This is a genomic window from Rhodoplanes roseus (assembly GCF_003258865.1).
GTDB lineage: Bacteria > Pseudomonadota > Alphaproteobacteria > Rhizobiales > Xanthobacteraceae > Rhodoplanes > Rhodoplanes roseus.
Map to the genome: position 1 here is coordinate 1295 of NZ_NPEX01000152.1, position 12520 is coordinate 13814.

Annotated in this window: 9 protein-coding genes and 1 other RNA gene; 6 read left to right on the top strand and 4 right to left on the bottom strand. The window is 70.4% G+C overall.

Annotated features, from left to right (window positions below):
* Window positions 1-54: 54 nt before the first annotated feature.
* A complete protein-coding gene (locus tag CH341_RS19480) occupies window positions 55-1560 on the bottom strand; it encodes a tripartite tricarboxylate transporter permease (protein WP_111420650.1) in 1506 nt (501 codons plus the stop codon).
* 34 nt (window positions 1561-1594) lie between these two features.
* Window positions 1595-2212 carry a tripartite tricarboxylate transporter TctB family protein gene (locus tag CH341_RS19485; RefSeq protein WP_245431147.1) on the bottom strand — a complete coding sequence of 206 codons (618 nt, stop codon included), beginning with the start codon at window positions 2210-2212 and terminating at the stop codon, window positions 1595-1597.
* Between the two features lie 789 nt (window positions 2213-3001).
* Here CH341_RS19485 and ssrA point away from each other — a divergent pair.
* From ssrA to CH341_RS19510, 5 genes are all read left to right on the top strand, one after another.
* Window positions 3002-3372: a transfer-messenger RNA gene (gene ssrA / locus CH341_RS19490) on the top strand.
* Window positions 3373-3606: 234 nt separating this feature from the next.
* Window positions 3607-4191, top strand: coding sequence for an SspB family protein (locus CH341_RS19495; protein WP_111420652.1), 585 nt, complete (start codon window positions 3607-3609; stop codon window positions 4189-4191).
* A 131-nt stretch (window positions 4192-4322) separates the two neighbouring features.
* Entirely contained in the window at window positions 4323-5714 is a 1392-nt protein-coding gene (gene fumC, locus CH341_RS19500; protein ID WP_111420653.1) for a class II fumarate hydratase, read from the top strand.
* A 150-nt stretch (window positions 5715-5864) separates the two neighbouring features.
* Window positions 5865-6053 carry a DUF4169 family protein gene (locus tag CH341_RS19505; protein WP_111420654.1) on the top strand — a complete coding sequence of 63 codons (189 nt, stop codon included), beginning with the start codon at window positions 5865-5867 and terminating at the stop codon, window positions 6051-6053.
* Window positions 6050-6340, top strand: a complete 291-nt coding sequence (locus tag CH341_RS19510) for a ribbon-helix-helix domain-containing protein (protein WP_111420655.1) — start codon at window positions 6050-6052, stop codon at window positions 6338-6340. The genes CH341_RS19505 and CH341_RS19510 overlap by 4 nt, the downstream gene beginning before the upstream one ends.
* A 102-nt stretch (window positions 6341-6442) precedes the next feature.
* Here CH341_RS19510 and CH341_RS19515 read toward each other — a convergent pair whose 3' ends face one another.
* Both CH341_RS19515 and CH341_RS19520 read right to left on the bottom strand, forming a co-directional pair.
* Window positions 6443-10279 (bottom strand): AsmA family protein, encoded by a 3837-nt coding sequence (locus tag CH341_RS19515; protein WP_146604549.1) that lies wholly within the window; start codon window positions 10277-10279, stop codon window positions 6443-6445.
* Between the two features lie 144 nt (window positions 10280-10423).
* Entirely contained in the window at window positions 10424-11854 is a 1431-nt protein-coding gene (locus CH341_RS19520) for an FAD-linked oxidase C-terminal domain-containing protein (protein ID WP_111420657.1), read from the bottom strand.
* Window positions 11855-11901: 47 nt separating this feature from the next.
* Between CH341_RS19520 and CH341_RS19525 the strand changes: the two genes are divergently transcribed.
* On the top strand, window positions 11902-12465 hold the full coding sequence (locus tag CH341_RS19525; protein WP_342635021.1) for a thioesterase family protein: 564 nt from the start codon (window positions 11902-11904) through the stop codon (window positions 12463-12465).
* Window positions 12466-12520: the final 55 nt, after the last annotated feature.

The following is a 12520-nucleotide window of genomic DNA, read 5'->3' on the forward strand; positions in this document are numbered from 1 at the left end:
CCGCGACGGGGGTCGCGGCGCTGTCCTTCGGCAGGTCCAGGACGATGCCCGGCATCAATCCTCGACGAACACCTCGTCGCGCTTCTGGCGGATCATCGGCAGCAGCGCCACGATCAGCAGCAGGGTCGCGACCGCCAGCAGGCCGGCCGAGATCGGGCGGGTCAGGAAGGTGCTCGGATCGCCACGGGCGATCAGCATGGCGCGGCGGAGGTTCTCCTCCATCAGCGGGCCGAGCACGAAGCCCAGCAGCATCGGCGCCGGCTCGAAGTCGTGCTTGGCGAGCCAGTAGCCGACCAGGCCGAACGCCGCCGTCATGATCACGTCGAAGGGCGAGTTGTTGATCGAGTACACGCCGATCGCGCAGAACATCATGATGGCCGGATAGAGCAGCCGGTAGGGGACGCGCAGGAGCCGCACCCACACGCCGACCAGCGGCAGGTTGATGACGACCAGCATGGCGTTGCCGAGCCACATCGAGGCGATCATGCCCCAGAACAGCTCGGGCTGCTTGGTCATCACCTGCGGGCCCGGGACGATGCCGTGGATCGTCATGGCGCCGACCATCAGGGCCATCACGGCATTCGGCGGGATGCCGAGGGTGAGCAGCGGGATGAACGAGGTCTGCGCGGCGGCGTTGTTGGCGCTTTCCGGCGCCGCGACGCCCTCGATGGCACCGCGGCCGAAGCGCGACGGGTCCTTGGCCACCTTCTTCTCGAACGTGTAGGCCGCGAAGGCCGCGATGACGGCACCGCCGCCCGGCAGGATGCCGAGGATCGAGCCCAGCAGGGTGCCGCGGCCGATCGCCGGGGCGCAGGCCTTGAGGTCCGGCCAGGTCGGCATCAGGCCGGTGAGCTTCGCGTTGACGACGTCGCGCGACGAGGTGTGCTCGAGGTTGCGCATGATCTCGGCGAAGCCGAACACGCCCATGGCGACCGTCACGAAGCCGATGCCGTCCGCCATCTCGGGGATGTCGAACGACATGCGCGACTGCCCGGTCTCGATGTCGGACCCGACCATCGAGAGCATCAGGCCCAGCAGGATCATGGCGAGCGCCTTGACCACCGAGCCCTTGGCCAGCACGACGGCGAAGATCAGGCCGAGCACCATCAGCGAGAAGTACTCGGCGGGGCCGAACAGAAGGGCGATCGAGGTCAGCGGCGCGCCGAGCGCCGCCACCAGCACGGTCGCGACCGTGCCGGCGAAGAACGAGCCGATGGCCGAGATCGCGAGCGCCGGACCGGCGCGTCCCTGGCGGGCCATCTGGTGGCCGTCGAGCGTCGTCACCACCGAGGCCGCCTCACCCGGGATGTTCACCAGGATGGAGGTGGTGGAGCCGCCGTACTGGGCGCCGTAGTAGATGCCGGCCAGCATGATCAGGGCGCCGACCGGCGGCAGGCCGAAGGTGATCGGCAGCAGCATCGCGATGGTCGCGAGCGGGCCGACACCGGGCAGCACGCCGATCAGGGTGCCGACCAGGGCACCGAGCGTGCAGAAGGCGAGATTGGCTGGCGAGAAGGCCACACCGAATCCCAAAGCGAGGTTGGCGAGCAGATCCGTCATGACATGGATACTCTCGATCGGAGCGCGAGGGCGCTCAGCGGAAATTCAGGATGGTCGAGAACGAGAGGGTCTGCTGCGGCCAGAGCTGTAGCGGCAGGTTCAGCGCGATGGGGAAGACGAGCACGGCGAAGCCGGTGAGCACGGCCGCCCAGATCAGGGTCTCGATCCAACGCGATTCGGAGCTGCCGGCCGACACCGTGACGATGCTCATGAACGTCGCGATCACGAGACCGAACTGGCGGATCATGACGGCGAAGACCAGCGTGCCCAGCGTGATGAAGAACGGCCCCCGCCAAGCATAGCGCTCGAGCCCGGGCCCCTGGGTGAGCATTCCGATCACCATCACGATCAGGCTCAGGCCGGCAAGAACGGACGCGAACATTCGCGGGCCGGTGCCGGGACCGAAGGCGAAGCCCCGCATGCCGGGCAGATCGCTCGACGCCCACAGCATGAACAGCGCCACGCCGAAGAGGAAGAGGCCGCCGTAATAGTCGCGCGGATCGCGGATCGGCCAGCGCAACACAACGAGCGCCACCGCGAAGGCGACGAGGAGAACGCCGCACCCCAGAAGAGCGTCGCCGGTGACCGAGCTGCTCCCGGTCTTGTACCAGCCGACGATCGCCAGAAGACCGATCACCAGCGGCGACAGCACGGACATTATCGTGCGTTTGTATTCCGCTCCTTGAGACGACGCTTGTACGCCCTCGGACATCAACCCCTCCATGGTCCCTGCAGCGACCTCACGAGCCGAATTTTGGATGTCTCCTACCATAAGGTCGCCTCGGGCAGGAAGCACACGATGGCTCATTTGTGAATGCCCGCCACATGAAAAACGCGAACGACTGCGGGACAGCGAAATCACCCTTGGTTGTATCGCCGGTGCGGAAGCTCGACGCGAGTAGAATCGCAGCGCATACACGGTGAAAGCAGCGGCGGTGCCGGCGTTTCTGCATGCCCGTAAAGCGCTCGCAGCATTCCGACACCGGCAATGCCGCAGTGCAGCAGGAAGAGCGCCGCCGAACATTTGATCATCGAAGGCAGGGAGTTGCCCGCTATACGCGATTGCAGAGTTGCTGCCCGATCCATCCCCGCCGTTCGGTGAACCAGATTTTTCTCGGCGCCCCCGTCCTCGATCTCGTGAGAAGGACGCCGCGCGCCGCGAATCGTCGTCGTGCCTTCGACGAGCGAGCGCCCGACTCGGGACGGGTCGACGCCCCAGAGGCCGTTTACATATAAGGTGTACACACCGGAGCCTGGATCCGTGACGTCGACACGTCGTGTCCGGACACGGGGCACCGTCCACGCGGCGTGACACACGGCTGGGTCACGGGCCCGGTCGTCGCGCAGGACGTGGACAGCAGCACGGGCCCGCGGCAGGACGACCGTCGGTGCCGGCCGTGTCGGTTGCGGGAGACCTCCCCCGCAGAGGCCCTCCGTCACCGCTCTTCCGTCCGGCCCCGGTTGCCCCTATATTGGGGGAGCCGGCTTGCCGGCTATGGCGATAAATGGGCGTCGTAATAAACCTTTCGGACCCGGGGGCAGTACCCGGCGCCTCCACCAGAGCCCAGACGTCGCGCGAGAGCGCGTCGCGGCTGGGTTCCGGCGGGGGCGAAACAGGATCGACGAGGGCGTAAAGGACGTACTTTTGCCCGGCATGGTTCCGCCGTTATCGGGCCACTGCAATAGTTGCCAACGACAACTATGCTCCGGTTGCTCAGGCCGCGTAAGCGGTTTGATAGACCGATCTTCAAGCCCTGACGGGTAGCACCGGCAGGCGGGGTTCGGAGGCACCTGGCAACAGAAGCCTCCACTTCCTCTTACAGGCCCCCTGGCGCTCGGCTGGTCCGTGGTGCCGGGCTCGCGTGAAAGCATCGTGCTTCCACGGCGAGACGCCCGGACACGAGCTCCCGCGGCTCACGGCGAGGTCCGGTGTCGCGGGGTCGTCCCATCCAGGCCGAGGGTACCGGCCGCCGATCACGGGGTGGCATTCATCCCACCCGGCGCCTACGATCCAAGGCGAATCGAGCGCCGCCCCGAAGGTCCGTCATGCCGACCGACTACATCCGTTACGACATCCTCACCCAGAACGCGTTGCGCGGCGTCGTGCGTACCGTGCTGTCGGACGCCGCCACCAAGGGGCTTCCAGGAGAGCACCACTTCTACGTGAGCTTCGACACGCGCGCGCCCGGCGTGAAGCTGTCGCCGCGCCTGCTCGCCCAGTATCCGACCGAGATGACGATCGTTCTCCAGCATCAGTTCTGGGACCTGACCGTCACCGAAGACGGCTTCGAGGTCGGCCTCTCGTTCAACGGCATCCCGGAACGGCTGGTCGTCCCCCTCACGGCGCTCAAGGGCTTCTTCGATCCGTCGGTGCAGTTCGGCCTCGAATTCGCGGTCCAGTCGGATCTCGAGGCGGACGAGCCGGACGGCGAGCAGGCCCCGGCCGCGCCGACCGCCCTCAAGCCGGTCGCGACGCCCCGTCCGGCCGCCGTGCACAAGACCACGCCGCCGGCGGCGCCCGAGCCGCTGCCCATGGCGGCCAATCCGAGCGCCGATGCCGGCGATCCGCCCCCCGACAAGCCCGGCGGCGGCGGCGAGGTGGTGCGGCTGGACCGGTTCCGGAAGAAATAGCCGATCGTCGATCGCGGCGGCCGGACGCGCTTCGGCGCGGCCGGAACGCCTCGCATGCGCGATCGTCCGTGCCGGGGAACGTCCGTCCGGTCCAGGAGCCTTCTCGGCGGCACAGCGTGCAGGAGAGCATCATGACCACCACGCGCACGGAGACCGACACGTTCGGTCCGATCGAGGTTCCGGCCGACCGTTACTGGGGCGCGCAGACCGAGCGGTCCCGGCGGAATTTCCGGATCGGCGACGAGCGAATTCCCCTGCCCCTGATCCGCGCCTTGGCGCGGGTGAAGCGCGTCGCCGCCGAGGTCAACGGCGAGCTCGGCCTGCTGCCGCCGACCACCGTGCAGGCGATCGTGACGGCGGCCGACGAGATCGTGGCCGGCCGGTTCGACGACCATTTCCCGCTGGTCGTCTGGCAGACCGGGTCCGGCACCCAGACCAACATGAACGTCAACGAGGTGATCGCCAACCGGGCGAACGAGATCCTCGGCGCCGGGCTGGGCGCCAAGGCGCCGGTGCATCCGAACGACCACGTGAACATGAGCCAGTCGTCCAACGACAGCGTGCCGACCGCGATTCACGTCGCGGCCGTCGAGGAGATCGCCGACCGGCTGCTGCCGGCGCTCGCCTATCTGGAGTCGGCGCTGGAGGAGAAGGCGACGGCCTTCGACGACATCGTCAAGATCGGCCGCACGCATCTGCAGGACGCCGTGCCGCTCACGCTCGGCCAGGAGTTCTCCGGCTATTCGGCGCAGGTCGGGTCGGCGGTGGCGCGGATCGAGACGGCGCTGCGCGAGCTTTATCCGCTCGCCCAGGGCGGAACCGCGGTGGGCACCGGCCTCAACGCCCCGGCGGCGTTTCCCGAGGCCTTCGCCCGCCGCATGGCGGCGCTGACCGGGCGGCCGTTCACCAGCGCCCCGAACAAGTTCGAGGCGCTGGCGGCACACGACGCCGTGGTCTTCGTGCACGGCGCGGTCGCGGCGGCGGCGACCGGACTGTTCAAGATCGCCAACGACATCCGTCTCCTGGGAAGTGGGCCGCGATCCGGCTTCGGCGAGATCGTGCTGCCGGAGAACGAGCCGGGCTCCTCGATCATGCCCGGCAAGGTCAACCCGACGCAGAGCGAAGCGCTCACGATGGTCTGCTGCCAGGTGTTCGGAAACCAGACGACCATCACGACGGCGGCGAGCCAGGGCCATTTCGAGCTCAACGTCTTCAAGCCCGTGATCGCCCTGGCCCTGCTCCAGTCGGTGCGGCTGCTCACCGATGTGGCGCGCTCCTTCGCGGACAACTGCGTCGTCGGGATCCGGCCGAACGAGTCGCGGATCGCCGATCTGATGAGTCGCTCGCTGATGCTGGTGACGGCGCTCGCTCCGTCGATCGGCTACGAGAAGGCGGCGACGATCGCCAAGACCGCCCACAAGAACGGCACCACGCTGCGCGAGGAAGCCGTGCGACTCGGGCACGTGACAGCGGACGAGTTCGACCGGCTGGTCGAACCTCGGGCTATGACCCGCCCGGACTGACTAGAAACATTTCATCCAGAATGCCGTATACTCGTCCGGTCCGACGCGAGTCCCGCGTGCGGCACACTCTCCTTTCGGTCGACCTCCCGTCCCCGCCAACGCCGGCCCGGACCCCACCGACCGAAGACTTCCCCCCCGAAGGAGACCGCCATGGCCGAGATCGTCAATCTGCGCAGGGTGCGAAAACGCATCGATCGTGAAAAAGCAGCGGAACGTGCGGGGCGGAACCGTGTTCTTCATGGGATGCCGAAGGCGGAACGGACGTTGCAGGCGGTTCAACAGACCAAGATGGACCGCACGCTCGACCAGCATCGCCTGGAGACGGGAGAGGGTGAATGAAGTCCCCAGTCGTGAAGCGCTCGATCGTGATCGCAGGCCACAAGACGAGCGTCAGCCTCGAAGATGCCTTCTGGAAGGCACTGAAGGAGATCGCGGGAGCGCGCCACGTCACGCTGTCGGACCTCGTGTCCACGATCGATTCCGAGCGGCGCCACGGCAATCTCTCGTCGGCGATCCGCCTGTTCGTGCTCGATCACTACCGGAACGGCGGCACCAGCGGCACGTCGAGCTCCTCGGGTCACGAGACGGCTGAGCGGTCGCCCCATTCGGCCATGCGCGCGAGCTGACAGACTCCTCTGGTCTTATATTACTTCCGTCACGTGACCGCTGCTTCCGGCCCAACGTCGGAAGCAGCGGTCATAGTGTCGCACCCGCCGTTCGGCGCCGGCTCATTGAATGTTGAAAAGCTGCATCAGCGATCGCACCGGTGACCGCGTCTCCGGTTGCGGTTGTGCCTGCGCGCTCGCCGGCCGTGCCGGACGCGCGGCCGGCTGCTGCCCCCCGGTGCCCTGCCCCTGCGCCTGCGCTCCAGCTCCCGCCTGAGCCGACTGCGGCGAGCCGGGCGTCACGCCGGTGGCGGGCCGGACCGGCTGCGGCTTGATCTCGATCGGTGCCGGCAGGGCCGGTGCCGCATTGGCCGGACGGCCGGCCGCCGGCGTGCTCGCGGTGGCGGCCGGATCCGGCTCGGACGGCGCCGGGCGCTCCACCTCGAGCGTCGCGCGCGCCGCCGCCTCGCGGGCCGCGACCTCCCGTGCCGCAGCCTCCCGGGCGACCCGTTCGCGCTCCAGCCGCTCCTTCTCCAATCGCGCCCGCTCCGCCGCCGCCAGCGCATCGCGGCGCTTCGCCTCGCGTTCCGCCGCCTCGACGCGCTTCGCCTCCTGCTCGACGCTGCGCAGCGTCACCCAGGTCACCAGCGCCGTGGTGTCCACGGTGCGCTTCGGCGCCGCCCAGGGTCCGCGCAGCGTGACGCCGACCTCCGGCCGCCGCCCGCCGGGCGCGTCCTCGCGCCCCGGCCCGAGCAACGTGAACCGGGCATCGAGAGCGTCCGAGCCGAGATCGAGCCCGGCCGACAGCGACACGTCGGTGCCGTCGACGGTCGCGTCCATGGGTCCGAGCCGAACCCGCCCGTCGACGACGGACAGCGCTCCGCCCGTCTTGGGGACGGAGAGGCGGCCGGTCTCCAGCACCGGGACCAGATAGCCGGCGAGCCGCTCCAGCGGCAGCCCGCGCTCCACCGCCCGGATTCCGGCATCCACGGCCTTGGGGTCGAGGCCCGACAGTTGCACGTCGTCCACCGTGACGGCGCCGGTGCCGCGCAGCGCCCCGACGAGCGCGGCGGGACTGAGGCCGGCCCCGTCGAGCTCGGCCGAGATCGACAGCCGTCCCTGGGCGGGCGGTGCCTTGCCGCTGCCCGGCACCAGCCGGGCGATGTCGGCGCCGGACAGCGCGAGGCGCGTCCGGGCGGACAGACCAGTCGGCACCTGCCGCAGCTCGGCGTCGACCGACAGCGCGCCGTCGGCGAGGCGCGCCTTCGCGTCCTCGACCGCGAACGAGAAGCCGTCGAGCCGCACCACCGCGGTCAGGTTCTGGGCGACCATGCCGGGCAGCAGCACGGCCCGGGCCGCCTCGATCTCGATCCGACCGAACAGGTCGGCGAAGCCGGGACGGCCGAACGGCTCGGTCGGCCAGAAGTCGGACGTGCCGCTGTCGCGGCCGGCCGGTCGGCGGGTCGCGCCGGTGACGGCGGCCAGCACGGGCGGAAGGGCGAGGTCGGTGGTCTCGATGCGACCGTCGACGGCCCGCGGCTCGGCGAGCCGCAGGGCGAGATGCCCTTTCACGCCGGCGCCGGCGATCCGGCCGGCGAGGTCGTCCAGCCGCAGGTCCGGCCCCGACAGCGTGACCCGGGACTTGAGCGAGACCGGCAGCGGTCCGGTTCCGGCCGAGGCGAGAAGCCGCGCATCCGACGCCGTCACCGAGACGTCCGCCCGGCCGGACAGGCCGTCGATCTCGCGCCGCCCCGTGCCGGATGCCGTGATCCACAGGCCGCCCGAGGCGACGTCCAGCTTGGCCTCGATGTCGCCGTCGAGGCGCCCGCCGCCGGCCAATGTCACGGTCGCGGGTCGCCCGTCGAGCGCCACGACGCGGTCGATCCCGAGCAGCGCGGCCAGCGCGGCGCTCTCCTTGCCCTCGAGCGTCCCGTCGATCCGGACCTGCGCCGCCGCCGGCATCGACGGATCGCCCGTGCCGCTCGCCGCCACGGCGAGCCGCACCGTGCCGAGCCGACCGTCGACCGAGAGCGTCGCCGCGGACCGTTGCCGTCCACCCGCCGGGTCGGGCGACGCCGGCACCACGTCGAGCTTGGCCCGCAGCTCGGCCGAGCCGAGCGCCGATGCGTAGCGGCGAAGCTCACGCGCCTGCTCCGGCGCGAATTCCTCCAGCAGCGCGACCAGCGCATCGGTGCGGGGCGCCTTGAGGGCGAGCGTCACGCTGCCCTGCGGCGCCGTGATCGAGGTGTCGATGCGGCCCGCCCCTTCGAGGGTGGCACCGCGCAGGTCGCCGATCGCCAGCCGCTCGATGGTGACGCCGCCGGCCCCGTAGCCGACCCGGGCCTCCACCCGGTCGGCGGCGAGACGGCCCCAGACCGCCTTGCCGACCGTGAGGGCGAGCGTCGCCTCGGCGGGCCATTCCGCCTTGGCGCCGGCGAGTGCCCCACTGACCAGCGCCACGGTGCTGTCGAGGTCGATCTCGCCCGCCTTCAGCGCGGCGTCGAGCCAGGCGGACCGGCCGGCCGCCGGCCACGCATAGGCGAAGCGGCCCTCGACGGCCTTGCGGTCGATCTCGAACGAGAGCGCCTCGACGGCCACGCGGTCGTGGTCGAGCACGACGTCGCCCTTGGCCCGCAACGGGCCGAGCGACTTGGCGGCGTCCTTCGGGGCATCGGCACGCCCCTCGATCCAGGCCGAGAGGGCGCGCGGATCGCCCGACTCCAGGCTGACCGGCCCGGCGAAGGCGAGCCCTTGGCCGGTGGTCCTGAGCGCGCCGGAGAGGCGGAGCTGGGTCAGGCCGGGCGCGCGCAGCTCGACGCCGTCGAGCGCCACGCCGTCGGCGGCGCTCGCGACCGTGCCCTTCAGGTTCTGCAGTGTCGTCCCGCCGGCGACGAGCGAGTCGATCTCCAGCGCCGCCTTCACCGGGACGGGCGCCCGGAGCCCCGCGACCAAGTTGCGCAGGACGCCCTGCAGGGCCTCGGGGGGCGACCGTTGGTCCGACGGCGCCACGGCGGCGGCACGGTCGAGATCGACGTGGCGGCCCTGCACGGCGAGGTCGAGCCGCGGGAAACGGCCGAGCACCAGGTCGGCGGAGCCGGTGAGCCGCACGGCGCGGTCCTCCGGCCCGTATTGCAGCTCGGCCTGCGCGAGCTTCGCTCGCGACGCCGTCGCGTCGCGCCGCCCCGTGCCTCTCCAGGGCTCGTGCGCGACAGCGCGGCCGGGGCCGAGGCCGGTGCCGGCCGGCCGCGACAGGGTCAGCGCACCGTCGAACCGCGGCGTCGGTCCGCCGAGCCACAGCGTGCCGTCGGTCTCGACCAGCAGCGGCCGGTCGAGCGGATCGACGTTGAGGCGAAGCCGCACGCCGCCGTCGGCGCCGGCCCGGCCGGCCGACAGCCGCACGCCGTACAGCGTCCCGCCGGTGACGAAAGCGCCCTCGCCCCGCAGCGGCCCGGCCAGCGAGCGCAGGTCGCCCTTGAAGACGACGTTGTCGAGCGTGACGTTGCCGCCGCTCGACGCGTCGGCCAGCACGGCGCGGCCGTTCTCGACGACGAGGCGCTCGACCGACAGCATGTCGGGATCGAACCCCGCCGGCAGCGCCGGAGCGCCGATGCGGCCGGCTCCGTCCAGGGTCAGGTCGAGCTGAGGCGCATCGAGCGTGAGCTCCGCCACCCGCCACTGGCCGCGCATCAGGGGGCCGAGGGCGAGCTCGACCCGCATGGCGCGGGTGCTGAGCCGGGTGCCGCCGGCCGACAGCGCGACGCTGCCGAGATCCAGTGAGGGTGTCGGGAGGAGCCGGACCGCGATGGGGCCGGAGATCGTCACGGGGGTGCCGGCGGCGCGGCTCGCCTCGGCCTCGAAGGTCTCGCGCCAGCCGTCCCAGTCGACGAAATACGGACCCACCAGCGCTGCGACCAGCGCCAGAATCATCGCCACAGCCAGGCCGAGTAGGGTCGTCTGCACCTGCGCGCTCCTGACGGACCTCCGCGAGATGCCCCGATGTGATCGACCGCCGCAGCCGCCGCGTCGGTCGCGCCGCAGAGTCGAGGCCCCCCGAAACTCGAACTCTCGCGGGAATCGACGGCGATTATATGTCGTTACGGCGCTTTACCGGCAAGCGATGATCTTGCCGGGGTTCATGATACCGGCCGGATCGAGCGCCGCCTTCACGGCCGCCATCGCGGCGAGCGCCGGGGCGCCGAGCTCGGCCTCCAGATACTTCATCTTGCCCTGCCCGACGCCGTGCTCGCCCGTGCAGGTGCCGTCCATGGCCAGGGCGCGCTCGACCAGCCGCTCCAGCAGCGCCTTGGCGCGCACCACCTCGTCGTGGTCGTTCATGTCGACCAGCAGCCCGAGATGGAAGTTGCCGTCGCCGACATGGCCGACGATCGGCGCGACCAGGTTGCTGGCGGCGATGTCCTCCTGGGTGGCGACCACGCATTCGGCGAGGCGCGAGATCGGCACGCAGACGTCGCTCGCCACCGACTTGGTGCCACGCCGGAGCGCGCCGGCCGCCCAGTAGGCGTCGTGACGCGCCTGCCACAGGCGGGTGCGGTCCTCGGCCCGGGTCGCCCAGTCGAACGGGCCGCCGCCGAACTCTCGGGCGATCTCGCCGAAATGGGCCGACTGCTCGGCGACGCTCGCCTCGCTGCCGTGGAACTCGACGAACAGCAGCGGCACCTCCGGCAGGCTCAGGCGCGAATAGGCGTTCACGGCCTTCACCTGGAGGGCGTCCAGAAGCTCGATCCGGGCCACCGGAATGCCGATCTGGATGGTCGAGATGACGGCGTTGCAGGCCGCCTCGACGCTCGGGAAGGGGCAGACGCCGCCGGCGATCGCCTCGGGGATGCCGTGCAGCTTGAGGGTCAGCTCGGTGATGATCCCCAGCGTCCCCTCCGAGCCGACGAACAGGCGGGTGAGGTCGTAGCCGGCCGCCGACTTCTTGGCGCGGCGCGCCGTGGTCAGCACCTCGCCGTTGGCCAGCACGACCTTCAGGGCAAGGGTGACGTCCTTCATGGTGCCGTAGCGCACTGCATTGGTGCCGGAGCAGCGCGTCGCCGCCATGCCGCCGAGCGCCGCGTCGGCGCCGGGATCGAGCGGGAAGAACAGCCCCTGGTCGCGCAGATATTCGTTGAGCTGCTTGCGGGTGACGCCCGGCTCGACGACCACGTCGAGATCCTCGGCGTGCACGGCCAAAACCTTGTTCATGTCGCGGGTGTCGACGCAGATGCCGCCGAGCGGGGCGTTCACCTGCCCCTCGAGCGACGTGCCGGTGCCGAACGGCACGATCGGCACGCCGGCGGCCGCGCAGGTGAGCACGATCTTTTGAACGTCCGCCGTGCATTGCGGAAAGACGACCGCGTCGGGTGGCTCGCTCTCCAGCCAGCTCGCGGTGTTGCCGTGCTGCTCGCGCGTCGCCGCGGCGGTGACGACGAGGTTGCCGAATTCCTGCGTCAGCGTCGCGATCACGGACTCGACGGCGGGACGCGACGGGGGCGCGGGAGACGGCGCGGCGGCCGGTGTGGCGAGCTTGGTCATGCGGTTGGACGGCCTGTTCCGGTGTGCGTCGCAGCGTCGATCAACGGGTGCTCGCCCGCGACTTCGTCACGATTCGCTGCCATACTGGATTCATGAACATCATGCTCGACCATGCCGATCTGAGGCCGGTGTTCTTCGCTCCGTTCGTCTCCTCCGTCATGCGGGTGGAGCCGGACTGGATCGATTACAACGGCCATCTCAACATGGCCTATTACAACGTGCTGTTCGATCGCGCCGCCGACGAGGTGCTGGCCCTGATCGGGGCCGGCCTCGACTACGTCGCGCTAAAGCGGCATTCGTATTACACGGCCGAGACCCATGTGCGCTACCTGCGGGAGCTGAAGGCCGGGGACGCGGTGCGCGCAACCTTCCAGCTGCTCGACCACGACGCCAAGCGGCTCCACTATTTCGAGCAGCTCTTCCGGGCGGAAGACGGCGAGATGGCCGCCACCATCGAGGTGATGGCGCTGCATGTGGACATGGACGCGGCCCGCGCTGCCCCGACGCCGCCGATGATCTCGGCCCGCCTGGCCGACATGAAGGCCTCCCACGCGATGCTGCCCCGCCCCGAAGCGGCCGGCCGCCGCGTCGCCATGCCGGAGCGGGTGTAGGTCTCGTCTTCACCTCCCCCTGGAGGGGGGAGGTCGGACCGCGAAGCGGTCCGGG

Coding starts and splice junctions, on each gene's coding strand:
- CH341_RS19480 (WP_111420650.1), bottom strand. CDS start 1,560: ATGACGGATCTGCTCGCCAACCTCGCTTTGGGATTCGGTGTGGCCTTC.
- CH341_RS19495 (WP_111420652.1), top strand. CDS start 3,607: ATGCCGACCGACTACATCCGTTACGACATCCTCACCCAGAACGCGTTG.
- CH341_RS19510 (WP_111420655.1), top strand. CDS start 6,050: ATGAAGTCCCCAGTCGTGAAGCGCTCGATCGTGATCGCAGGCCACAAG.
- CH341_RS19520 (WP_111420657.1), bottom strand. CDS start 11,854: ATGACCAAGCTCGCCACACCGGCCGCCGCGCCGTCTCCCGCGCCCCCG.
- fumC (WP_111420653.1), top strand. CDS start 4,323: ATGACCACCACGCGCACGGAGACCGACACGTTCGGTCCGATCGAGGTT.
- CH341_RS19505 (WP_111420654.1), top strand. CDS start 5,865: ATGGCCGAGATCGTCAATCTGCGCAGGGTGCGAAAACGCATCGATCGT.